22 protein-coding genes and 2 tRNA genes are annotated in these 22993 nt (G+C 34.7%); 9 read left to right on the forward strand and 15 right to left on the reverse strand.

What is annotated here, in order from left to right:
* Window positions 1–5 precede the first annotated feature (5 nt).
* The 8 genes from speE (at window position 6) to V4D31_RS08890 (ending at window position 7947) form a co-directional block, all read left to right on the forward strand.
* Entirely contained in the window at window positions 6–842 is an 837-nt protein-coding gene (gene speE / locus V4D31_RS08855; RefSeq protein ID WP_353686075.1) for a polyamine aminopropyltransferase, read from the forward strand.
* A 70-nt stretch (window positions 843–912) separates the two neighbouring features.
* Complete coding sequence (gene hrcA, locus V4D31_RS08860) at window positions 913–1959, forward strand: heat-inducible transcriptional repressor HrcA (RefSeq protein WP_353686076.1); 1047 nt, start codon at window positions 913–915, stop codon at window positions 1957–1959.
* A gap of 11 nt (window positions 1960–1970) precedes the next feature.
* Window positions 1971–2582, forward strand: coding sequence for a nucleotide exchange factor GrpE (gene grpE, locus V4D31_RS08865; RefSeq protein ID WP_353686077.1), 612 nt, complete (start codon window positions 1971–1973; stop codon window positions 2580–2582).
* 3 nt (window positions 2583–2585) lie between these two features.
* The gene (gene dnaK, locus V4D31_RS08870) at window positions 2586–4484 is read left to right on the forward strand and encodes a molecular chaperone DnaK (protein WP_353686078.1); all 1899 of its coding nucleotides are present in this window, start codon (window positions 2586–2588) and stop codon (window positions 4482–4484) included.
* Window positions 4481–5578 (forward strand): molecular chaperone DnaJ, encoded by a 1098-nt coding sequence (gene dnaJ, locus V4D31_RS08875; protein WP_353686079.1) that lies wholly within the window; start codon window positions 4481–4483, stop codon window positions 5576–5578. The genes dnaK and dnaJ overlap by 4 nt, the downstream gene beginning before the upstream one ends.
* A gap of 11 nt (window positions 5579–5589) precedes the next feature.
* Window positions 5590–6447: a zinc ABC transporter substrate-binding protein gene (locus tag V4D31_RS08880; RefSeq protein ID WP_353686080.1), complete on the forward strand. Its 858-nt coding sequence runs from the start codon at window positions 5590–5592 to the stop codon at window positions 6445–6447.
* A complete protein-coding gene (locus V4D31_RS08885) occupies window positions 6444–7157 on the forward strand; it encodes a metal ABC transporter ATP-binding protein (RefSeq protein WP_353686081.1) in 714 nt (237 codons plus the stop codon). Before V4D31_RS08880 ends, V4D31_RS08885 begins: the two co-directional genes overlap by 4 nt.
* Window positions 7150–7947, forward strand: a complete 798-nt coding sequence (locus V4D31_RS08890) for a metal ABC transporter permease (RefSeq protein ID WP_353686082.1) — start codon at window positions 7150–7152, stop codon at window positions 7945–7947. The genes V4D31_RS08885 and V4D31_RS08890 overlap by 8 nt, the downstream gene beginning before the upstream one ends.
* Window positions 7948–7951: 4 nt before the next feature.
* Here the strand turns inward: V4D31_RS08890 and V4D31_RS08895 are convergent, their stop codons facing one another.
* From V4D31_RS08895 to V4D31_RS08945, 11 genes are all read right to left on the reverse strand, one after another.
* Complete coding sequence (locus V4D31_RS08895; RefSeq protein ID WP_353686083.1) at window positions 7952–10360, reverse strand: ATP-binding protein; 2409 nt, start codon at window positions 10358–10360, stop codon at window positions 7952–7954.
* Between the two features lie 241 nt (window positions 10361–10601).
* On the reverse strand, window positions 10602–11882 hold the full coding sequence (locus V4D31_RS08900; RefSeq protein ID WP_353686084.1) for a DUF512 domain-containing protein: 1281 nt from the start codon (window positions 11880–11882) through the stop codon (window positions 10602–10604).
* Window positions 11863–12411 (reverse strand): CDP-alcohol phosphatidyltransferase family protein, encoded by a 549-nt coding sequence (locus tag V4D31_RS08905; protein WP_353686085.1) that lies wholly within the window; start codon window positions 12409–12411, stop codon window positions 11863–11865. Before V4D31_RS08905 ends, V4D31_RS08900 begins: the two co-directional genes overlap by 20 nt.
* Window positions 12412–12421: 10 nt before the next feature.
* Window positions 12422–13435 (reverse strand): tetratricopeptide repeat protein, encoded by a 1014-nt coding sequence (locus tag V4D31_RS08910; RefSeq protein WP_353686086.1) that lies wholly within the window; start codon window positions 13433–13435, stop codon window positions 12422–12424.
* On the reverse strand, window positions 13422–13922 hold the full coding sequence (locus tag V4D31_RS08915) for a PASTA domain-containing protein (RefSeq protein ID WP_353686087.1): 501 nt from the start codon (window positions 13920–13922) through the stop codon (window positions 13422–13424). Before V4D31_RS08915 ends, V4D31_RS08910 begins: the two co-directional genes overlap by 14 nt.
* Complete coding sequence (gene rsmB, locus V4D31_RS08920) at window positions 13919–15202, reverse strand: 16S rRNA (cytosine(967)-C(5))-methyltransferase RsmB (protein WP_353686088.1); 1284 nt, start codon at window positions 15200–15202, stop codon at window positions 13919–13921. Before rsmB ends, V4D31_RS08915 begins: the two co-directional genes overlap by 4 nt.
* Entirely contained in the window at window positions 15169–15714 is a 546-nt protein-coding gene (locus tag V4D31_RS08925) for a DUF116 domain-containing protein (protein ID WP_353686089.1), read from the reverse strand. The genes rsmB and V4D31_RS08925 overlap by 34 nt, the downstream gene beginning before the upstream one ends.
* Window positions 15689–16615: a methionyl-tRNA formyltransferase gene (gene fmt, locus V4D31_RS08930; protein ID WP_353686090.1), complete on the reverse strand. Its 927-nt coding sequence runs from the start codon at window positions 16613–16615 to the stop codon at window positions 15689–15691. The genes V4D31_RS08925 and fmt overlap by 26 nt, the downstream gene beginning before the upstream one ends.
* A 7-nt stretch (window positions 16616–16622) precedes the next feature.
* Window positions 16623–17123, reverse strand: coding sequence for a peptide deformylase (gene def / locus V4D31_RS08935; protein ID WP_353686091.1), 501 nt, complete (start codon window positions 17121–17123; stop codon window positions 16623–16625).
* Between the two features lie 12 nt (window positions 17124–17135).
* Window positions 17136–18086, reverse strand: a complete 951-nt coding sequence (locus V4D31_RS08940; protein ID WP_353686092.1) for an MlaD family protein — start codon at window positions 18084–18086, stop codon at window positions 17136–17138.
* Window positions 18086–18556 carry a flavodoxin domain-containing protein gene (locus tag V4D31_RS08945; RefSeq protein WP_353686093.1) on the reverse strand — a complete coding sequence of 157 codons (471 nt, stop codon included), beginning with the start codon at window positions 18554–18556 and terminating at the stop codon, window positions 18086–18088. The genes V4D31_RS08940 and V4D31_RS08945 overlap by 1 nt, the downstream gene beginning before the upstream one ends.
* 233 nt (window positions 18557–18789) lie before the next feature.
* On the opposite strand from V4D31_RS08945, the gene V4D31_RS08950 reads away from it, so the two are divergent.
* Window positions 18790–20088, forward strand: coding sequence for a TIGR02710 family CRISPR-associated CARF protein (locus V4D31_RS08950; RefSeq protein ID WP_353686094.1), 1299 nt, complete (start codon window positions 18790–18792; stop codon window positions 20086–20088).
* A 27-nt stretch (window positions 20089–20115) separates the two neighbouring features.
* On the opposite strand, the gene V4D31_RS08955 is transcribed toward V4D31_RS08950, so the two are convergent.
* From V4D31_RS08955 to V4D31_RS08970, 4 genes are all read right to left on the reverse strand, one after another.
* A tRNA-Asp gene (locus tag V4D31_RS08955) sits at window positions 20116–20193 on the reverse strand.
* 7 nt (window positions 20194–20200) lie between these two features.
* Window positions 20201–20273: transfer RNA gene (locus tag V4D31_RS08960), tRNA-Val, on the reverse strand.
* A 69-nt stretch (window positions 20274–20342) separates the two neighbouring features.
* Entirely contained in the window at window positions 20343–22226 is a 1884-nt protein-coding gene (locus V4D31_RS08965) for an adenylate/guanylate cyclase domain-containing protein (RefSeq protein ID WP_353686095.1), read from the reverse strand.
* Window positions 22226–22990: a 3',5'-cyclic-nucleotide phosphodiesterase gene (locus tag V4D31_RS08970; protein WP_353686096.1), complete on the reverse strand. Its 765-nt coding sequence runs from the start codon at window positions 22988–22990 to the stop codon at window positions 22226–22228. Before V4D31_RS08970 ends, V4D31_RS08965 begins: the two co-directional genes overlap by 1 nt.
* Between the last annotated feature and the right edge of the window lie 3 nt (window positions 22991–22993).

Here is a 22993-nt window from a genome sequence, read left to right on the forward strand (position 1 = left end):
ATACTATGATTAAATTTTTTGAGAAAGACCCCTATGCACCGATTCAATATGTGTATGATGTAGAAAAGGTGCTTTATAGAGGGAAAAGTAAATTTCAGGAAATTATGGTTTTTGAAAATGCCTATTTTGGAAAAATTCTTGTTCTCGATGGCGTTGTTCAACTCACTGAAAGAGATGAGTTTATATATCATGAAATGTTAACCCATGTCCTCATGCACGCTCATCCAGAAGCAAAAACTGTTGCAGTTATAGGTGGTGGAGATGGTGGAGCAGTAAGAGAGGTTCTTAAGCATGACTGCGTAAAAAAGCTTTATTTTATAGAAATTGATGAAGAAGTGATAAATGTTTCAAAAAAATTTTTCCCCTCTGTATCTAAAGCTATAGATGATCCAAGAGTAGAGGTAAGATGCATGGATGGAGCAGAGTTTATAAAGGAGATGGAAAATTGCCTTGATGTTATAATTGTTGATTCTACTGATATAATAGGTTTTGCTAAAAGTCTTTTTACTGTTGAGTTCTTTAAATCAGTCAGAGATGCCCTTACTCAGGATGGAATGTTTGTAACCCTTTCCGAATCACTCATCTTTCATAAAGAGCTTGTTTATGAAGTTCAAAACTCAATGAAGCTTATTTTCCCCATTGTTGACCTTTACACAGCTTCTATTGCAACCTATGCTGGCAATTGGTGGAGCTTCTCAGTGGGCTCAAAATCCTTAGATCCCCGCGAAGTGAGAAAACATGTAAAAATATCGACAAAACTTTACACTGAGGATCTGCACAGAAGCTGTTTTCTGCCAAAAGACATTTATCAGAAACTTTTAAACAAAGAACTTGACTGGTAGAATATTTGACTTTTTTAAAGTTTTCATGATAATTTTTAAATGTTAGCACTTAATAATGGAGAGTGCTAAAATGAAAAATATAATGTTTGATGAAAGAACTAAGAGAATACTTTGTGCAGTTGTAGAGAGTTATATTGAGAAACCAGAACCAGTTGGTTCCCGTTATATTATGAAAAAATACGGATTTGATGTTTGCTCTGCAACTATAAGAAATATAATGTCAGACTTAGAAGATGCTGGTTTTCTCGTACAGCCCCATACTTCAGCAGGAAGAGTACCAACAGACAGAGCGTACAGGTTTTATGTTGATTACATATGTCAGCAAGCCTTAGTTATCAATTCATTGGAAATTAAAAAATTAATAGAAAATTTAACAAAAAAACTGAGAAAACTGAGAAACAATATGAATTCACTGTTTCTGGAGGCAACTCAGAGTTTGTCTCAGGCTACCCATTATTTAGGACTGGCTGTTTTACCGGCAACTGAAAAAACTGCACTCCAGAGGGTGGATTTCATAAAGTTTAAAGATGATCTTGTAATTGCAGTTGTTGTAAACGATAAAGGAATTGTTAAAAATAAAATAATAAAAGCCTATCCTGAAATTACTCAAAACGAACTTAACAGCCTTGCTGATTTCGTCAATAGAAATTATCAGGGAAAAACAATTGATGAAATAAGAGAAGACCTTCTTGTAAGAATAAAAAAGGAAAAAATTTTCTGGGATAAACTGATTACTAAGATTTTAAAGATGTGTCAGGAAGCATTGTATTTTTCAATGGAAGATGTTTATGTGTCAGGACTTTATCATATAATGCATTTGCCTGATTTTTCTGATATAGAAAAGCTCAGAGAAGTTGCAAAAACTATTCAGGACAAACATCTTTTGCTTAAACTCTTTGAAAACATTTCAGAGGATGATGATATAAAAGTTATAATAGGAGAGGAAAATCCTTTGGAAGAATTCAAAAACTTCAGTATAATTGCCTCACCATATAAAGAAAAAGATAAATCTCTCGGTGTTATTGCTCTTGTTGGTCCAAAGAGAATGAACTATCAAAGAGCAATCATGTTAGTTAATGCCTTTGCACGGGTGTTGACAAAAACACTTTCAGATTAGGAGGAGAAAAAATGGAAGAGATAAAAAAGGAAGAGGTACCTGAAAATAAAGAAACCGAAGAAATTTCCTATGAAGGCTCCGCCCTTGAAGACAAGCCAAGGGATATTATTGAAAACCTTCAAAATGAGCTAAATCAGCAAAAAGAGAAGTATTTGAGATTGTATGCTGAGTTTGAAAACTATAAAAGGATGATTCAAAAAGAAAGAGAGGAACTGATAAATTATGCCAATGAAAAACTGATTAAGGATTTACTGCCAGTCATAGATAATTTTGAACTGGCTATTAAACATGCAGGGAATGAACTGAATTCGCAGTGGCTTGAGAGTATGAAACAGGGTGTTGAAAACGCTCTTAAAGAATTTTTACGCATTTTAGAAAAATACGGAGTAAAGCAGATGGAAACAATTGGACAGGCTTTTAATCCTGAACTGCATCATGCAGTCTCTACAGTTGAAACAGCAGATATGGATGATAACATTATCGTAGAAGAATTGCGAAAAGGATACATGTATAAAAACAAACTTTTAAGAGAACCGCTGGTAGCTGTTTCTCGCAAATGTAAACCCTCGGAAAAGGGTATGCACCCCTCGGGTGCTCAAGACACAAATAAAAAGGAGGATTAAACAATGGGAAAAGCAATAGGAATAGACCTTGGCACAACGAACTCTGTTGTTGCAGTAGTTATTGGTGGTGAGCCAGTTGTAATACCAAATCAGGAAGGACAGAGAACAACACCTTCTGTGGTTGCCTTTACTGATAAAGGTGAAAGGCTGGTAGGACAGGTTGCAAAAAGACAGGCAATAACAAATCCTGAAAATACAATATTTTCCATAAAAAGATTGATGGGTAGGAAATATAACTCCCCGGAAGTGCAGGAAGCTAAAAAAAGACTCCCCTATAAAATTGTTGAAGCTCCAAATGGAGATGCTCATGTGGAAATCATGGGTAAAAGATACTCTCCACCTGAAATCTCTGCGATGATTCTTCAGAAGCTTAAACAGGCTGCTGAGGACTATCTTGGAGAGCCTGTTACAGAAGCAGTAATTACAGTGCCTGCTTATTTTGATGATAGCCAGCGTCAGGCAACAAAAGATGCAGGCCGTATTGCAGGATTAAATGTCCTGAGAATCATCAATGAACCAACAGCAGCAGCTCTTGCATACGGACTTGAAAAGAAAAAGGAAGAAAAGATCGCTGTTTATGACCTTGGTGGTGGAACCTTTGATATCTCTATACTTGAGATAGGAGAAGGTGTAATTGAAGTAAAAGCTACCAATGGTGATACCTATCTTGGTGGTGATGATTTTGATATAAGAATTATGGACTGGCTGATAGAGGAATTCAAAAAGCAGGAAGGGATAGATCTTCGTAAAGATAGAATGGCACTTCAGAGGCTTAAAGAGGCTGCCGAAAGAGCAAAGATTGAGCTAAGCTCAGCAATGGAAACAGAAATAAATCTTCCCTTTATAACAGCTGATGCATCAGGTCCGAAACACCTTCTTATGAAGCTCACAAGAGCTAAACTTGAACAGCTCGTTGATGATTTAATACAGAAAAGCCTTGAGCCATGTAAAAAAGCTCTTGCAGATGCTGGACTCTCTCAAAATCAGATAGACGAGGTTATTCTTGTTGGTGGGCAGACAAGAACTCCAAAGGTTCAAAAAGTTGTTCAAGAATTTTTTGGAAAAGAGCCTCACAAAGGTGTTAATCCCGATGAGGTTGTTGCAATTGGAGCAGCAATTCAGGCAGCAATTCTTAAAGGTGAAGTAAAAGAAGTTTTGCTTCTTGATGTTACACCTCTTTCCCTTGGAATTGAAACGCTTGGCGGAGTATTTACAAAAATTATTGAACGTAATACTACAATACCAACAAAAAAGTCTCAGATATTTACCACAGCTGCTGATAACCAGACTGCAGTCACTATAAAGGTATATCAAGGTGAAAGAGAAATGGCTGCTGATAACAAGCTTCTTGGAGTATTTGAACTTGTTGGAATTCCTCCTGCACCAAGAGGAGTGCCACAAATAGAAGTTACTTTTGATATAGATGCCAATGGAATTCTTCATGTTTCTGCAAAAGATCTTGCAACAGGTAAAGAACAATCAATTAAAATTACAGCATCAAGCGGACTTACAGAGGAAGAAATTAAAAGAATGATCAGAGAGGCTGAAGCTCATGCAGAGGAAGACAGGCGTAAAAAACAGCTTGCGGAGGCAAGAAATGAAGCTGACAACATGATATACACTGTTGAAAAAACATTAAGAGACATGGGAGATAGAGTTTCAGAGGAAGACAAAAAGAGGATTCAGGATGCCATTGAAAAATGCCGTAGAATTAAAGACACAAGCAATGATATCAATGAAATAAAGTCTGCTATAGAAGAGCTTGCAAAAGCCTCACACAAAATTGCTGAAGAACTTTACAGGCATGCAGGTGCATCACAGGCAGGTGCTGGTACTTCTTCAGAGACTAAAAAAGAGGAAGATGTAATAGAAGCTGAAGTAGAGGACAAAGATAATAAATGAAGGACTATTACAGTATTCTCGGAGTAAGCCGGGACGCCTCTCAGGAAGAAATAAAAAAGGCGTTCCGGCGCCTTGCAAGACAGTATCATCCTGATTTAAATCCTGGCAACAAAGAGGCAGAAGAAAGGTTTAAAGAGATAAATGAAGCTTATGCATGTCTTAGTGACCCAGTAAAAAGAGCAAACTACGACAGATATGGCACAGCAGAAGGAGCCTCTACAGGATTTGGATACGAAACTTATACAACCTTTACAGATATATTTGAAGACATATTTGAAGGATTTTTCGGTAGCTTTGGATTCAGGAAAAACAGACCTAAAAGAGGAGCTGATTTAAGATATGATATTACAATTACCCTTGAAGAAGCAGCTAAAGGCGTTGAAAAAGAAATTAAATTCTTCCGCTGGGAAATATGTGAAACCTGTAATGGTTCTGGAATAAAACCAGGCAGTGAGCCAATTATATGCTCATCCTGCGGTGGAACTGGATATATCAGATACAATCAGGGATTTTTCTCAGTATCAAAGACATGTTCAAAATGTGGTGGAACTGGAAGAATTATTAAAGACCCATGTCTTGATTGTTCTGGAAATGGTAAGGTAAGGATAGAGAGAGAGTTAAAAATTCATATTCCTCCTGGTGTTGATACAGGCACTAAATTGAAGGTTAGTGGCGAAGGAGAAATGGGAGAATTTGGCGGACCCCGTGGTGATCTTTATATTTATGTCAATGTTAAAGAGCATGAGTTTTTCAAAAGAGAAGGAATAAATCTTTACTGTTCCATTCCCATTTCATTTGTCAGAGCAGTTTTTGGTGGAGAAGTTGAAGTTCCAACAATTGATGGCAAAGCAAAGATAGAAATACCTGCGGGAACACCCTCTGGTAGAGTTTTTAAACTCAAGGGTAAAGGACTTCCAAGAGTAGGAGGTACTCACAGAGGAGATCAGATTGTAACAGTTTATATAGATGTACCTAAAAAGCTTAATGAGCGGCAGAGAGAACTTCTTGAAGAATTTGCAAGAGTCTCTGGAGAAGAAATCAAAAAAACTTCAAAGGGATTAAAAGATAAAATAAAAGATATCTTTTCGATGTAGGAGGTCAAAGAATGAAAAGGTTTATAATTTTTTTGTTTGCTTTATTAATTTTTGTTTCATGCTCACAACAATCTGAAAAATCCGAATTTACGGTTTATACAAGTTTTTATCCTATTCAAGAATTCACAAAATGGATAATTCCAGAGGCCAAGGTTTATAACTTAATTCCTCAAGGAGTAGACCCTCACCACTTCGAACCTTCTTTAAAGGATATTCAAAAACTTTACAAGGCAAACATGATAATTTATCTTGGCAATACAGATATTGACCGATGGATTGACAAAATAAGAGATGAACTCAATCAAAAAGGAGTAAAAGTAGTAAGGCTACAGGATTATATCTCTCTGCAAAAGTACTCCTCAGGTGATGAAATAGACCCTCACGTGTGGTTGGATCCTTTAAAGGTTTTGGAAATTATTAAAGTCATAAAAGACAAGGCTCAGGAAATTACACAAAAAAAGGATGAATATGAGAAAAACTTTTTAATTTATAGCGACAAACTAAAAAAACTTGATACTGATTACAGGCAAACTCTATCAAACTGCCAGTTAAAGGATGTGATAGTGACTCATGAATTTTTAAATTATCTTAGTCAAAAATACGGATTTAAATCTCATTTCATTGTCCATGATCCAGAGCAAGAACTTTCTTTAAAGAGAATTAAGGAGCTTAAAGATTTTATAAAGAAAAATTCCATTGAATACATAATTTCAGAACCAGAAGGAGATAGGATTGCCAAGGCTCTGGCAGAGGAAACAGGGGCAAAAACAATGAAATTTAACACATTTCATCAAATTTCACAGCAAGATTACTTTCAGACAATGAATGAAAATCTTAAAGTTTTAAAAACTGCATTAAAATGTAAATGAATGCAATAACCTTAAAAAATGTTTACTATGCCTTTGACAGCATTTTTGTGCTTGAGGACATTAATCTTGAGATACCTGAAGGCTGTTATCTCGGAATTATAGGACCAAATGGAGCAGGTAAAACAACTCTGCTAAGGTTAATACTTGGCATAATAAAACCTCAAAGAGGTCAGGTATTGATTTATGGAGTGACTCCAGAGGAATATTTAAAATCAGAGTCTATAGGATATCTACCTCAGAGAATATCCCAGACAATATATGAGTTTCCATTTACAGTAGAAGAACTTGTTAGAAGCGGGCACGAAAAATTTAAAAAAGACAATATTGAATGGGCACTGGATGTTTTCAAAATTTCCCATTTAAAAAAGAAATTAATCAGGGAACTTTCTGGCGGTCAGCGGCAGAAGGCATTTCTTGCAAGAGCAATTGCTTGCAGACCAAGAATTTTACTGCTTGATGAACCAACTACAGGTATTGATCCTTATTCAATGGATGAACTGCTTCAGATACTTGAGAACCTTAACCAGAATTTTGGAATTACAATAGTTGTGGTTACTCATGATATAGCAACTTTTGCCCATGAAGCAAAATGTATTCTATGTCTGAATAAAAGAGTTGTCTGTCTCGGAGAGCCGCAGAAAATTCTTAAAGATGAATATATGGGCATGTTATATCCTGAACATACTGTTTTTCCCCATAAAAATGCTTGAAATATTTGAGTTAAGTCTTATAAAGAGAGCTTTCCTGGTTATAACCTTTGTAGCTCCACTGGCTCCTGTGTTTGGAGTATTTTTACTTTTGCGTAGATATGCCTTTTTTGCTGATACCCTTGCTCATGTTGGATTTTTAGCTCTGGCATTAAGCCTTTTTTTAAAGATAAATTCCCTTGTTTTGCTTATTTTATTGAGTCTTATTATCTCTATTTCTGTTGAGCAACTTAGAGCAAAAGACAAGCTTCCAGCAGAGGGTTCTCTTTCTTTTTTTCTTTATGCAGGTGTTTCACTATCAGTAGTTTTTATAGCATTATCTGGTAGCACAGGTTCAATAATGAATATACTTTTTGGAAGTCTTTCTACTGTAACAAAGGGGGATGTTTATCTTATTCTTGCCGGTGCTTTAATTTGTGGAGCTTTCCTGCTTAAATATTATAAAAAAATATTAAATCTCTGCATTGATGAAGAAATTGCTCATGCCTCTGGAATTAATACAGCAGGAATTAAAATACTTTTTGCCACTGCAGTAGCACTGTCAATTTCCATATCAATAAAAACAATGGGAGCACTTTTAATTGGTGCTCTTATGATTATTCCTCCTCTAACTGCAATGCAGCTCTGCAAAAGCCTTAAAACTACGGTAATATTATCAATTATTATTTCTATTTTTTCATCCTATTCAGGAATTTTTCTTTCCTTTTACTCAGGAATTCCGCTTGGAGCATCAATCTCAACAATTTTAATCTTTTTCTTTTTAATTTCCACTGTTTTTAAAGCCTTTAAATGATCTTTTATTTTTCATTCTTCTTTTCCTCTTCTTTTTCCTTCTTCTTAAACAACTCTGACATCTCATCAAGCTTTTTCATTACAAAATAGTTTATCGTTCCTTCTGGATATGTTCCATCCTGCCCTAACTCACCTGCTGGCATATCTGTAAGTATTTCAAGCCCTTCCTCTGCGTAATCAATGGCATAAATATGGAAAGCACCATCTTTAATAGCTTTTTGAATCTCCTCCTTTAGCATCAGATGTTTCATATTTCTTCTTGGAATGATTACTCCGTGAGTTCCATCAAGTCCTCTGATTTTACAGAGTTCAAAAAATCCTTCAATTTTTTCATTTATTCCACCAACTGGCTGAACTTCTCCTTTTTGATCCATTGAGCCTGTAACAGCAATATTTTGCTTGAGAGGTATCTCAGCAATACTGCTTAAAAGAGCATAAAGCTCTGCACAGGTTGCACTATCACCTTCTATCATTTCATATAGTTGCTCAAATGTAAGGGAAGCACTCAGACTTATTGGTTTTTTTATGGCGTATTTACTCCATAGATAACTTGAAAGAATCATAACTGCCTTTTCATGAATCTTGCCCGACATCTTTGTTTCTCTTTCAATATTCACTATTCCAGCTTTACCAAGATAGACTCTTGCAGTAATACGGGAAGGCTTGCCAAAGCTGTAATCTCCAAGATCAATGACAGCAAGTCCGTTAATCTGTCCTACTTTTCTGCCAGATGTCTCTACAATCAAAACATCTTCAAGAATCAGCTCCCTTAGTTTTTCTTCTATGCTTGCTGATCTGTAAACTCTCTGTTCAAGGGCTTTATTGACATGTTCTTCATAAACCTGGTTCTTGCCATCTTTTTTTGCCCAGAAATGGGATTCTCTTATAAGATCTGCAATGCTACTGAATTGAGTTGAAAGCTTTTCCTGATGCTCTGCCAGTCTTGAACCATATTCAACAATTTTTGCCACAGCTGATTTATGAAATGGAAGAAGTCCTTCTTCTTTTTGACAAAGGGAGACAAACTGAGCATATTTTTTTATGTTCTCTTCAGTTCTTGGCATTCTTATATCAAAATCTGCCTTAACTTTAAAGAGTTCCCTGTATTCATCATCATAGTTGTAAAGTATGTAATAGAGAAACGGTGTTCCAGTAAGAATGACTTTAACATTTAATGGAATTGGCTCTGGTCTTAAAGTAGTTGTTGTTATGAGTCTGTATTGCTCCCATACATCTTCTATGCGGATTTCTTTACTTCTTAATGCTCTTTTTAATGCATCATAGGAAAAAAGATTTTTTATTAAAGCCATAGCATCAATTACAAGATAACCACCATTTGCCTTATGAAGTGAGCCAGGCTTAATCATTGTAAAATCAGTAATTGCCATTCCGTATTGAATTTTGTATTCTATTCTTCCAAAAAGATTGAGATATGTTGGATTTGGTTCATACACAACAGGTGCTCCCTCTGTAGCAGAGTTGTCAACCAGAATATTTACGCTGTATTTAGAAAAAGAAACCTCTCTCTGAATCTTCATAAATGGAGGCATTGGAGGAACAGTCTCCTCTTGAATTTTAAAATCCTGAATGTTGTTAAGAATATCTTCTTTTACAGCATCAAGATATTCTATTATTTTTCCATTGAAAGAGTATTTTTTCTTGATCTCTTCAATTGGCTGTTCTATAACATCAAGAGCAATCTGACGTTCAAGTCTTATAAGCATGTCCTTTACCAATTTTTCTGCTTCTTTCACAGCTCTTACAACATCATCAAGTTTGTCCTGAAGCATTTTACCAAGTTCATCAATTCGTTTTCTTGTATCAGGATCAAGAGCCTGAAACTCTTCTTCTGTAAGGGGCTCGCCATCTCTTTTTACAGGAACAATTATTAATCCTGCAAGAGCTTTACGAATTGCAAAGCCTTTTGCCTTTGCTTCCTCTTCAACTGTGGAAAACCATTCTCTCTGTTTTTGCTGAAAATCTTCAAGGATTTTATTTCTCTGTTTGTCATATTCTTTTGACTCAAAAGCTTTCGGAATTTCTACTTTTAATGTATTTACAAGATTTTCCATGTCTTTCTGAAATTCTATTGCCCTGCCTGCTGGTAAACTAACAGCCACTGGAGCATCAGGATTTTTAAAGTTATAAAGATAGCACCAGTCAGGTGGTACAGGTTCTTTTTTTACCTTTTCAGAAAGAAGAGTTCTTATTGCACGCATCTTACCTGTGCCCTGTTCGCCAAGAGCATATATGTTAAAACCTTTAGCTGGCAGATTTAAACCAAACTCCAAAGAGGCAATTGCTCTGTCCTGCCCGATTGTTCCTGCAAGAGGTTGAAGCTCTTCAGTTGTTTCAAAGTCAAATATATTGTGGTCACATTTTTTATAGACTTCATCTGCCTGAAGCTTTTTCATAATCTGCCTCCTTTATATATTTTTCAATATATTATACGAGACTGGTTAAAAACTTACAACCTCTCCTCATCGTTTCATTCCGAGGGAGTCGATGCCCTAAGGAAGATTAACTTTTTAATTAAAATGCATTTTAATGTAATCGATATAAAAATTTAATGAAAAAGTAGAAAACTTGACCTCATTTAAAAGGGATTGCAACATGATTCTGAGGAAAATCAATTGTCAGAAAGAAATGAACATTTTAAGTTTTGATTGCCTTCAAAAGAGATTCTGGTTCTGAATTAATTTTTATTGCTTTAATCTGTAAAATCTTTTCAATATCACTTATTGTTAAATTGTCTATGAACATGTCTTCAGAATCCTTCATTGTGACATCGGGGATCAAAAGAATGTCTCCTGTTTCTATATATGAAGCTAATCCTTTAATTATGTCTTCGCCAGTTAAAAGCCCTGTTACTGTTATTGTTTCTCCGAAAAGGTTGTTTTTTAAAGGATAAACATCAATTGGGATGTTTTTTTTCTTCAGTTTTTCAATAAAATCAAAAAGATAGGGATAAAATGATGTTCCTGTAAAAGTAACAAATCTTTTTTTTAATTTCATTGATGGTATAGTCAGCTTTGCTGCTTTGTGCATAAACAATGGAACCATCCCAACTCCGTTTTCAATCTGAGGAAGGTCATCGTAGTTATTTAAATCAGGAAATGTTTTTTCAGCTTTAATGTAAAACTCATCGGCAAGATAAACAAAGCTGACTCCATGTTTTTTTCTGAAGCGTCTCTGAAATTTTTCAACAGTTTTTATTACTTCTTCAGCTGCGTGTTTTGTTACAGGAGTAAGTGCATTTTTATGATATTTTGTAAGTCCCACGGGAACAATGGCTACTGAAGATACATATGGATAAAGTTTGTAAAGGTCTAAAATTGATTTTTCAAGTATTTCTCCGTCATTGAACCCTGGACAGAGCACTATCTGAGTATGCATTCTGATTTTGATCCTCGCAAGTTTTTTTAACTCCATCATAATTGGTGTAGCATCGAAGTTTCCTAAAAGGGTGTTTCTTATCTTAGGGTCTGTGGCATGAACAGAGATATAAAGAGGGGAGAGTCTCATTTTTTTTATCCTTTCATAGTCTTTCTGAGTGAGATTTGTCAATGTAATATAGTTTCCATAAAGAAAACTTGCTCTGTAATCTTCATCTTTAACATAGAGAGACTTTCTTAATCCTTTTGGAAGCTGCTCAACAAAACAAAACAAACATTTATTTATGCATCTTTTTATTCTGAAAGGCTCTACTTCAATTCCAAGGGGCTTTGTTTTCTTTTTAATATTAAAACTTATTTTTTTGCCATCTCTTTCAACTATAATTTTGAGAAAATCTTCTTCGCCATAGAACATTAAATCAAGCGCATCCTTGACAGAATGTCTGTTTATTGATAGTATTATGTCTCCTTCTTTTAATCCTGCTTTTTGGGCAGGAGTTTTAGGATGGATGTATTCAATCTTAACTCCTGATTTTACCATCTTTAAATCTTATAAATACGTATTGAAGTAGTGATGTAATTGCAAGAAAACTTACCAAAAAATATCCAACTTGAGGTATTGATGGGATGTTAATGTTTGTAGAAAGAAGAATATAGCCAAATATAATTACCTGTGAGGCATTGCTTATTTTCCCAAGCAGTGTTGGTTTTGTTATTTTCCTTTTTCTTAAGTAAATTTCTAACCATCCAGTGGCTACAAGAGTATCTCTTATGAAAACCAGTATTATGAACCATTTTGGTGCAAGTTCATTGATGTAAAAAGTTACCATGATACTCAGAAGAAGAAGTTTATCTGCCAGAGGATCAAGAAATACTCCAAGTTTTGATATCTGATTAAATTTTCTTGCAATAATTCCATCAAGGCTGTCAGTTAAACCTGCAACAATTACAATTTTTAATGCTGCTGAGTAGTCCTTTGAATTCATTGCAATAATGAAAAAGGGTACAAGAAATATGCGGAGACAACTTAGTATGTTTGGAATTGTTATTATCCTTGTATTTGTCATCATAAATTATACTCTATGGAATATTATAAGGCAAAGAATATTTCCCGTTAAGTAAAGCCTGAGCATATTTTCTCTCAAGGGCAAAGTCTTGAATTTGAGCGTTTTGCCATGCTTCATTGAAATATTTTACTGCCATTTTTTTCTTTTTGTTTAGATACTGAATCATTCCTCTTTGAAGTTTACAATATATTAGTCCTCGGGGGTCTTCACACTTTTTGAAATTTTTTTCAGCTTTTTCAATATATTGCAACGCTGTTTTATATTTTCCTTTCAAGATATACACCATTGCCATACTCCATAGAGTATAGGATGAACTTACAATATCACCGATTTTACTGTAAATATCCAAGGCTTTTTTAAAATTTTCTTCAGCTCCTTTAAAATCATTCATCATTCTAAGGGCATTACCTATGCCACAAAATGAGTAAGCAATGCCAAATTTATCTCCAATTTTATGAAATATTTCATTAGCCATTTTGTAATATCTCATTGACTCTTCATAATTACCATAAATTCTTAAGCTTCCACCAAGTCCGCAGCAACTGTAACCAATTCCTTCATTGTCTTTGATTTCTTTGAATCCCTCAAAAGCTTTATGAAAACTATCAATAGATTTTTTAATTCTTCCACCCCATCTCCATATAGCTCCTTCTGCCCACAGGGTAAAATATATTGCTTTGTTATCATCAGAAGATTCATAAATTTTTCTTGCTTTTTTTAAAATTTTTAGTGCTTCTTTCCACTCTCCTGTTGCTTTTTTGCAAAGGCTTATTCCAGTTAGGGCATCTGCCTCTGAAAGTTTATTTCCAACAGCTTGAGCAATCTCACAGGCTTCTTCATAATAAGAAATAGCAATTTTAAAATTTCCAATGATTCTGTTTAAGTCTCCCAAGGCAATTAAAGCATCTGAGGTTAAGGCAATGTCTGCCTTTTTTAAAGCTTTTTTATATATTCTTTTCCATAGTTTCAATGATTCTCTAAATAAACCCGCAGTTCTTAAATGTTCAGCTTTTTTAATAATTTTCATCTTCATTTTTACCAAGACTCACAATTAGTTTTATTGCTTTTCCTCCTTCCTCAGGCTCTGGTGATTGGGCTATAACTGTATTTTCAGGATACATCTCTGAATGAATTTTAATAATTTTTTCCACTGGAATTCCTTTTTCATTCAAAATTTTTTCAGCCTCTTCATAGCTCAGTCCTCTTACATCAGGCAAAGTTGTAAACCGCAGACCTTTACTTATTACTACTCCAATTTCTCTTCCTTTTTTAACTTTTGTTCCTGCTGGTGGAATTTGTCTTGAAACTGTTCCTGCAGGTATTTCTGAATATTCTTCTCCATCAATTCGTATGTAAAGTCCCTTTTCTTTAAGTATTTGATTTGCCTGAACAATGTCTTTTCCTCTTAAATCTGGAACTTCTATAGTTCCTCCTGAAACAAAGATGGTCAAAGAAAAATAACCTGCTAAAAAGCCTCCAAATATTGCTCCTGCTATGTATAAAACTCTTCTCATTTGATTCTTAAAAGCTTAGCCATGAAAAATCCATCCATTCCGTCTGTGTGCGGATATGTTCGTAATTTTTTTATACTACTAAATTCGTCATGTTTCTGTAAAAAACTTTCAATTACTTCTTCTGCCTCATTGGGTTCTGTTGAACAAACAGAGTATAAAAGAATACCGTCTTTAGCTAAAAATTGTGCAACCTTTTCAATCATATGTTTTTGAATTTCTGAAAGCCTTTTAATTTCCTCTTCATTTACTCTATATCTTACATCAGGATTTCTTCTAATAACTCCTGTAGAAGAACAGGGTGCATCAAGAATAATTCTGTCAAAGGAATGTTTAAACTCTATCTGATGAATATCTGCAAGCTGAGGCTTTATTTTTACATGAGGGACAAATTTTCTCAATCTGTTAATGTTTTCCTGCAAGATTTTAAATCTTACCCTGTTATTTTCAACTGAGATAATTTCTCCCTTTTTCATTAATGCTGCAGTAAGAAGTGTCTTACCTCCAGGGCTTGCGCAGGCATCAAGAATTCTTGCACCTTCAAAGGCTTCTAAAAGAAAACATACAAGCTGAGAGGCTTCATCCTGAACAATCCAGAAAAAAGGTGCTTGTTGAAGACTTTGTCTTATTTCGTAGCCCTGTCCCTGTATTTTTAATCCTGACGGAACGATTTCTGAAAATTCTACTTTAAATCCTTTTTCTGTTAAATACTCTGCTACAAGGGCTCTTTCTTCAGGTTTTACAGCAATACTAAATGGTGCTTTTTCATTGTTTGCTTTAAGAAGAGATTCTACCTCCTCTAATGGAAATCTTTTAAGCCATCTTTTTACAAGCCACTCAGGATGAGAATATTTTACTGAAAGAGATAAATTGCTATTAAAAATTTCTTCCAGACTTTTACCAGAATAATTTTTTATAAAATTTCTTAATATGGCATTTACAACAGAGGGTTTCCCATTGAAGCTTTTTTCAACATTTACAGCCTCGCAGGTTACAGCATATTCTGGAATTTTCATAAAGAGCAACTGATACACCGCTGTTCTTAGATTGTTTATTGTAAAGGCAGAAAGCCCTTTTTTATTTTTAAAGAAGCCTTCAATTAAATAGTCAATCAAATGTAAATTTCTCAGAGTACCATATAAAACTTCTATGAGAAATGCTCTATCTGACTTATTAAAAGAGGAAAGAACTTCATCAGTAAGCAGAGATTTCAGAGATTTCCTCTGGGACAATACTCTGGTTAAAATTGCTACTGCTGTTTTTCTTGGCGATTTATAAACCATTTAATTGCATCCTCAACGCTTTTTAAACAAACAGTTGTATCAATACAGGGTCCAAAAGGTCTTTCATTAAGAATTCCAATAACAGGAATTGGATAGGTATCAACTATTCCGCTTGAAAGATCCCTTTCGCAGGCAACTGCAACAATTGCATCTGGTTTAACCTCTTTTACTACTTTTCTTGCAATAGTTCCACCTGTTGCTATAGCAATGGATATATGGTAAGTTTCTGCAAGCTCTATTAAATCTTTAATTTTACACTTTCCACATCTGCGGCATTTATAAACATCAAAGGTGAGTCTTACATCGCATTTTGAGTTTTGAATGCAATGTGGAAGCAGAAGGAGTATTTTTTTTGGATAAAAACTGTCCCGCATTACAAGAAGATTATTAAGCCTTACAATGTATGCCTGAAAATCAGCTTTTTTAGATTTTAAAAAGGCTCCCACAAGCATTAAAACTGGATAAAGAACTTTAAGAACAAAACCTCTAAGAAAATGAATCCATGGTTTCATTTATTTTTCTTCCAGAGAGAAATTCTTTTGCTGTCATTACTTTTTTCCCTTCAGGTTGAATAAGAAGAATTTTTAATAAGCCATTGCCTGTTCCCACAATTAATTCATCTTTTGCTTTAACAATCATGCCTGCAGGTGCCTTGCCAGCAAGAGCCTCTGCTTTAATTATTTTTACTCTTTCATTTTTTAAAAAACTGTATGCACATGGCCATGGATAGGTTCCTCGAATAAGATTTACGATTTCCTTAGCTGGGGCATTCCAGTTAATTTTGCCATCTTCTTTTTTAAGCTGGGGTGCATAGCTTGCCTCGCCCTCCTGAGGCTTTGGTTGTATTTGTCCCTTTCTCATTTTTTCAATTGTTTCAATAATTAATTCTGCACCAACTATAGAAAGCTTATGTGCAAGACTCTGAGCATTGTCTTCATCTTCTATGGGAACTTCTTTTTGTAAAAGCACTGGACCTGTATCAAGTCCTTCATCAATAAGCATGGTTGTCACACCGGTTATTTTTTCTCCTTTTATTAATGCCCATTGGATCGGTGCTGCTCCTCTGTATTTTGGTAAAAGCGAGGCATGTAAATTTATGCAACCGTATTCTGGTATTTCAAGAACTTCCTTTGGAAGAATTTTCCCGTATGCAACAACTATCCCGAATTCAGGATTTAATTCTTTTAACATCTTTATAAAGCTTTCATCTTTCAATTTTTCTGGCTGTGCCACATTAAGCCCGAATTCTACAGCAATTTTTTTAGTCTCACATGGTTGAATAATTTTCCCTCTTCCTTTTGGTTTGTCAGGCTGTGTGATTACAAGGAGTATCTTTTCTCTTCTTTCAATTAAAGATTTAAGCGTAGGAACTGCAAACTCTGGAGTGCCAAAAAAGATTATCCCTGCTGGCATGACAATGCTATTTCTTTGTTTTTAAATATTTTCTTCTGAAAAGTTCTCTTTTAAGAGGACTTATCCTATCAATAATAAGAATGCCATCAAGATGGTCTATTTCATGTTGCAGTGCTCTTGCAAGAAGTCCTGTTGCTTCAATTTCTACTGGATTACCTTTTCTGTCCAGCCCTTTCACAAAAACTCTCTCATTTCTTTTAAGCCTCGTTATAAAACCAGGTAAACTCAGACATCCTTCTTCAGAGAGAATTTCGCCCTCTGAATTTATTATTTCAGGGTTTATTAAAACAATAAGAGATTGATTTTCTTGTCTTGCAGATGTATCAATAACAATGAGTCTTTTTAAAACTCCCACCTGCGGAGCAGCTAGTCCAACCCCATTGAAATTATACATGGTTTCAATCATATCATCAATTAGTTTTTGTAAATCTCCACTAAGATCATTGACCAATTCAGCTTTATTTTTTAAGACTTCATCGGGATATTTTTTTATATCAAGAGTCGCCATAAAAAATTATAACTAAAATATGCTAAATTTGAAAAATTTTTTCGGCTCTTTCTTTATTTCTTCGATGAGTTCCTTAAGCTCCTTTATGCTTTGTTTTAACTCTTCAGCCACTGTTTTGTCTTTAATGAGCATTTTAAGCGTTCCCTGAGAGCTTTCAATTTCTTGTAGAAGGCTTTCAAGCCTTTGAGAATTTTTAAGAAGACTTTCGTAAAGAGAGGGATCATTTATCATTTTTCCAAGTGTGCCCTGTTGTGAGGATATCTTGTTTGAGGCTTCTTCAAAGTTTTTCAAAGCTATTGAAAGTCTTTGATAAGCCTCCTTATCCCTTGAAAGCATCCCTATACTACCAGTTCTTATTTCTTCAACTGTTTTTTTGAGCTCCAAAACTGTTGCATTTAGATTATTATAAAGGGTTGGGTCATTGATCATTTTTGGAATAGTTCCTTCAGCTTTATCAAATTTTGCTACTAATGAGTTAATTTTTTCAATCAATCTTTCAATTTTTGTCATTGTTGAAGCTGCGACTCCGATTATTTCTCTTGCTTCTGTTTGAGGATATCCAGGCATGCCTTTTGATATGTCAAAGCTTTCTTGAGATTCACCAGGAGATATCTCAATGTATTTATCGCCAAGTAATCCTATTGTCTGAACAGTTGCCTTTGCATCTGATCTTAAATAGCTTAAAACACTCTCATCTATTGAAACTTTTACAACTGTTCCATATTCTTTGCTCAGTTTTATTTCATTTACAACTCCCACATCAACTCCTGCCATTCTTACAGGAGCGCCTTTACGCAGGCCTTTTACATCTGATATGTAAATACTTAATGGAACTCTTTTTGTAAAAATAGATTGTATTCCACCTGAAAAAATTATCACAAAAAATACAATGAGGAGTGTAGCTGTTATAACAATGCCTGCTTTTAAAGAAGCCCATCTAAGCTGTTTTTTTCTATCAAACATTATATTCTTTTTAAAACCTCTGCATATTTACTTACCATTTCACCTATTTCTCTTTCAATTCTTTCATCAGGATTTCCAATTGAAACAGGCCCGTAGTGTCCAAGCCTTGTAAAACCCAGGCATATACATCCATGAATTAAAAATGCTTTCAGAATATCAAGACAAACTGTTTCTCCTCCTCCACCAATCATTCCAGTTGATGTGAATGCTGCTACAAGCTTTCCCTCAATTTTTCTGTAATATTTAACAGACTCATCAATAAATTTTTTCACCTCAGCTGCCATTGTTCCGAAATAATTTGGTGAGCCGATTATATAGCCATCATAATCTGGAAGACTGTCAACACTTGCTTGTTCAACTTTTTTTAAATCAACATTTACACCCTTATCCGCAAGACCCTGAGCAATCATTTTAGCCATTTTCTCTGTATTTCCAGTTTTTGAATAATAAAGCACCAAAACTTTTTTCATGTTTTCACCTCCATCAGTTTATTTTTTTCATTTTATCATAGTATCCTTAAATTTGCCATAGAAAATTGAGACTGCATAGCCTGATTGCTCAGGCAAAACACTTGTGAGTTTTTAAACACTCTCTGATATTTATAAGAAGAGGCTGCACACTTATTGATTTTCAAAAGATTGTGATGTTTTGACCAGTTCAATTTGATATAATTTAATAAAAATAAAGCAGAAGGAGTAAAAGTATGAAAAAAATTGGAATTTTCACTGTTGGTGGAAGCCCTGTGCCCATTATAAACTCCATAAAGGAAGATGAGTTTGACTTCATCTATTTTATCTGTTCCTCTGGAAAATCTGAGGTGGCATCAGAAAGACTGGTTGATGGTAATCCCTTGAAAGAGGGTGATAAAATTATTGCAAAAGAGTGCAATCTTTCAGAAGAAAAGTATGAAAAAATACTTCTTCCTGTGAACATTATAGATGACTTAGATGAAACCTTTAAAGAGCTTGAAGGAAAATTGCTTCCCAGACTAAAGGAGAAGTTTCCAGACAAACAAGGTATCAGAGTCATTGCGAACTATACTGGAGGAACGAAAACCATGAGTGTAGCACTTGTGATTCTTAGTATTCTTCAGGATGGATGGGAGCTTCAACTTAACACTGCCCACAGAACAAATCTTATTAAAATTGACAGCGGAGATTGTCCCATACCAATAACTAAGAAAAATCTCCTTTACAAAATTGACAGGAAATACTTTGATACTTTAATGCAGAAGTACTATTACGAGGAAATCATTGAAAAAGCTAAAAACTATCTTAAAACTCCCATTCCAAGGGAAATAAAAGACGAAATAATGCTACTAAAGGACATACTTAATGCCTTTGTTTTATGGGATAAATTTTATCATCAGTCTGCTTTTGAAGAGTTTGAAAGAATAATTAAAGCCCTTCCAAAGGACAGCTCTGTTCAAAAGGCAATAATTAATCATTATCTCTGGCTGAAGCAAATTCTCGGGAAAAAATCATCTCATGGTTATGAGAAAGTTATTGACCTTATTATGAATGCTGAAAGAAGAGCTAAACAGGCTAAGTTTGATGACTCTATTGCCAGATACTACAGAGCCATTGAGATGGTGGCACAGCTCAGGTTAAAGACTCATGAAATAGACAATTCAAACATAAAATGTGATGAGCTTCCTATGCTTAATGAAAAGGCTGTGACATTTTTGCGAACAGAGTGTAAAAAGAATAGTGAAAACGGTGTAATCAAGCTTCCTCTCATAAAGAGCTATGAACTCCTCGCTCATATGGATGATGATTTAGGAAAACTTTATCTGGAAAGAAAGAACGAACTTCTTGAATGTCTCAAATTGAGAAACAACTCCATACTTGCTCATGGATTGGAGCCTATACTAAAAGAAAAGTTTGAACGAGTAAAAAGCACATTTCAAAACTTCATACAGGAAGCATTAAAAGTTGCAGGAGTAGAGACCTTAGAATCACCAATACAATTTCCCAAAAGCCTGAGGGATATAGGATTTTAACTTTCCTTCACAAACCCTTGATTTTATTGGCGGGGTGGACGGGACTTGAACCCGCGGCCTCTTGCGTGACAGGCAAGCGTTCTAACCGGGCTGAACTACCACCCCACAAACATGGGCGGAACAGGTATCGAACCTGTGACCTCAGCCTTGTAAGGGCTGCGCTCTCCCATCTGAGCTATCCGCCCATCTTTTCTAAACTACTATAATATTTGAGAATTTGTCAAGAAAATAATGGAAAATTCTAATATTTTTAACTACTTAACAGAAATCTTAAAAATTTTAACAGGTTGTTCTTTCCCCTTTACTGATATCTCACCAAGTTCTTCTACATCTATTGCACCAAAAAAACCAGTCTCAATCTTTTCCTGCAATTTTTTAAATGTAAATTCAGATATAATTATTTCAGAATTAAACTCCTTATTTAAACCTTCAAGTCTTGATGCCAGATTTACACTATCACCAATTATAGTGTAATCCATCTTTTTACCCTCTGCACCAATATTACCAACAAGAGCTTCTCCTGTATTTATACCAATGCCAATTTTTAATTGAGGTTTACCTTCTTCATCCCATTTTTTACATAAAGCTCGCAGCCTTTTTATCATCTCTATTGCGCAGTTCAGGGCTCTTTGTTCATGGTCATTCTGTGGAAGTGGTGCATTCCAGAAAACCATTATTGCATCACCTATGAATTTATCAAGTGTTCCTTCCCATTTGAAAATAATCTCAGCCATCTGAGCAAAATACTCATTGAGAAGTTCAACAACCCTTTCAGGAAGAAGTTTTTCAGACAGAGTTGTAAAACCTCTGATATCAGAGAATAATACAGTAACTTCTCTTCTTTCTCCACCAAGTTTTGCCATTGATGGGTTTTTAATAAGTTCATTAACTACTTTTTCTGTAACATAGCTGGAAAATATTTTCTTTATTCGCCTCGCTTCTTTTTCAGAATATGCATACCTTAATGTGATTGTTGTCAGAAAATGAATTAATAAACCTCCTGAAACATAAATAACAGAAAGCCATGTACCCTTTGTAAATAAATAGAAAGATGAGATAAAAACTCCGCTCATTAAAATCAGCAAAACAATTAAACAATATCCTGCTTTCAATCTCTGATAAAGAAATATTGCTAAAAATACTGAAACTAAAATCAATAAAATAACAATATAGTTAGAAACTGGAAGGATGCTTTTTCCTTCTATAAGTGAAGCAATTACATTTGCATGTTTTTCCACACCTGGCAAAGCTGAACTCATTGGAGTTACTCTTAAATCATAAATACCAACAGCAGTAGCACCAATAAGGATAATTTTGTCTTCCAGCTCCTCTTTTTTAACTCTGTTTTCAACTATATCAGCAATTGAAATATATTTGAAAGTTCCATTATCTCCGTAGTATGGAATTAAAATTTTCCCCCAGGGGTCAGTGGGAATGTATCTTCTGCCAAGATAAACTCCTTTTGTCGCATCAATCAATTGCTTTTCCGGAGGAATTCCGAGATACATTGCTGCTGTTTTAAGAGAAAGTCCTGGTATCATATATCCGTAGTAGTTAATAAACAAAACTTCCCATCTTATTGTTCCGTCAGAATCAGGAAACATGTTTATATGTCCAAATCCTGCTGCGCTCCGAGAAAGGATACTTTCAGGAACAAGAACGCTTTTTGATGAAACAGGTTGATATTTGTTAAATCTTTCAGGATTTAAAATATAAAAAGCTGACTCGGTTATTTCAACTTCTTTCGGTGCTTCTTCCGCTTCAAAAAAGAAAACAACAGGTAAAATAACATTACCTGCTCTGGATATACTTTCAGCCAATAAACGATCATTTTTTTCAGACTCGCTAAAAATAATATCCACAGCAATAACAGCAACTCCATATTCTGAAAGCTTATCTATAAGTCTTGCTATCTTGTCTCTGCTCCATGGCCATCTGCCAAGTTTTTCAAGAGAAGCTTCATCAATTGCTGCAATAACTATGTTCTCAGGAGGTTTTTCTCTACCACGAACATGGAAAAATAAATCATATATTTTCATATCAATGATTTCAAGTGGTCGGGGTTTTATATAAAAAAGACACAAGAAAACAACAGCAATAAATAAGGCGGCTATGAGTTCTTTATTTTTAACCATCATTAAAACTTTATTATTTCTACTCCCTGAAGAATCTTTATTCTGTAGTCAGGAAACTTCTTTAGTTCTTTCTCAATCTGTTTTCTGTAAAAAGGCTTTATATGGGTTATAAAAATTTTTTCGGGTTTGTACTTGAAAAATTTTAAATCTTCAAAAAGAAGCTCTGCAGTCAAATGTCCTGTTTTTATTGCAAGTTCTTTCATTTTATCCGGGAGAGAAACTTCAATTATTAATGCATTTAATTTCTTGTCTAAAAGCTTTTTCCAGGAATTCTTCAGAGGTCCTGTATCTCCCGTATAAAAGAAAGCTTGACCATCTTTTTCGACGAGATAGCCAACTGATGGCACTGTGTGATTCATTCTGTAAGCTGTTATTTTATATCCATCTATTAAAATTGGGTTTTCTTCTTGGATCATCTCAAGTTTTAAAATTGAGTTCTGAACATCTGGAATAACTGTAAAATCTGGCCATAGTCTGTGATTGAGCAAATGTTTTTTTATATCCTCAAGAACTTCCTTTATGGAATAAATTTTTATACTTTTCCCTTTACCGCTCACAATCAGATTATCAGCCAGAAATGGGATATCTCTTATATGGTCAAGATGAGCATGAGTTATAAATATATGCTCTATTTTCTGTTGATTTCTAAAGCTTAAAGAGCCTGTAATACCTCCTGCATCAAAAAGTATTTTATTGTTTAAAAGAAAAGATGAAAGATGATATCCTGGAAGATCAGAGCCAGAAGCACCAAGAACTTTTATTCTCAAAGC

The sequence above is a fragment of the Thermodesulfovibrio sp. 3462-1 genome, assembly GCF_040451425.1.
Taxonomy (GTDB): Bacteria; Nitrospirota; Thermodesulfovibrionia; order Thermodesulfovibrionales; family Thermodesulfovibrionaceae; genus Thermodesulfovibrio; species Thermodesulfovibrio obliviosus.

Bases quoted from the DNA above. Each gene is read 5' to 3' on its own strand.
- speE (WP_353686075.1), top strand. From the start codon at position 6: ATGATTAAATTTTTTGAGAAAGACCCCTATGCACCGATTCAATATGTG.
- hrcA (WP_353686076.1), top strand. From the start codon at position 913: ATGAAAAATATAATGTTTGATGAAAGAACTAAGAGAATACTTTGTGCA.
- grpE (WP_353686077.1), top strand. From the start codon at position 1,971: ATGGAAGAGATAAAAAAGGAAGAGGTACCTGAAAATAAAGAAACCGAA.
- dnaK (WP_353686078.1), top strand. From the start codon at position 2,586: ATGGGAAAAGCAATAGGAATAGACCTTGGCACAACGAACTCTGTTGTT.
- dnaJ (WP_353686079.1), top strand. From the start codon at position 4,481: ATGAAGGACTATTACAGTATTCTCGGAGTAAGCCGGGACGCCTCTCAG.
- V4D31_RS08880 (WP_353686080.1), top strand. From the start codon at position 5,590: ATGAAAAGGTTTATAATTTTTTTGTTTGCTTTATTAATTTTTGTTTCA.
- V4D31_RS08885 (WP_353686081.1), top strand. From the start codon at position 6,444: ATGAATGCAATAACCTTAAAAAATGTTTACTATGCCTTTGACAGCATT.
- V4D31_RS08890 (WP_353686082.1), top strand. From the start codon at position 7,150: ATGCTTGAAATATTTGAGTTAAGTCTTATAAAGAGAGCTTTCCTGGTT.
- V4D31_RS08895 (WP_353686083.1), bottom strand. From the start codon at position 10,360: ATGAAAAAGCTTCAGGCAGATGAAGTCTATAAAAAATGTGACCACAAT.
- V4D31_RS08900 (WP_353686084.1), bottom strand. From the start codon at position 11,882: ATGGTAAAATCAGGAGTTAAGATTGAATACATCCATCCTAAAACTCCT.
- V4D31_RS08905 (WP_353686085.1), bottom strand. From the start codon at position 12,411: ATGATGACAAATACAAGGATAATAACAATTCCAAACATACTAAGTTGT.
- V4D31_RS08910 (WP_353686086.1), bottom strand. From the start codon at position 13,435: ATGAAAATTATTAAAAAAGCTGAACATTTAAGAACTGCGGGTTTATTT.
- V4D31_RS08915 (WP_353686087.1), bottom strand. From the start codon at position 13,922: ATGAGAAGAGTTTTATACATAGCAGGAGCAATATTTGGAGGCTTTTTA.
- rsmB (WP_353686088.1), bottom strand. From the start codon at position 15,202: ATGGTTTATAAATCGCCAAGAAAAACAGCAGTAGCAATTTTAACCAGA.
- V4D31_RS08925 (WP_353686089.1), bottom strand. From the start codon at position 15,714: ATGAAACCATGGATTCATTTTCTTAGAGGTTTTGTTCTTAAAGTTCTT.
- fmt (WP_353686090.1), bottom strand. From the start codon at position 16,615: ATGCCAGCAGGGATAATCTTTTTTGGCACTCCAGAGTTTGCAGTTCCT.
- def (WP_353686091.1), bottom strand. From the start codon at position 17,123: ATGGCGACTCTTGATATAAAAAAATATCCCGATGAAGTCTTAAAAAAT.
- V4D31_RS08940 (WP_353686092.1), bottom strand. From the start codon at position 18,086: ATGTTTGATAGAAAAAAACAGCTTAGATGGGCTTCTTTAAAAGCAGGC.
- V4D31_RS08945 (WP_353686093.1), bottom strand. From the start codon at position 18,556: ATGAAAAAAGTTTTGGTGCTTTATTATTCAAAAACTGGAAATACAGAG.
- V4D31_RS08950 (WP_353686094.1), top strand. From the start codon at position 18,790: ATGAAAAAAATTGGAATTTTCACTGTTGGTGGAAGCCCTGTGCCCATT.
- V4D31_RS08965 (WP_353686095.1), bottom strand. From the start codon at position 22,226: ATGATGGTTAAAAATAAAGAACTCATAGCCGCCTTATTTATTGCTGTT.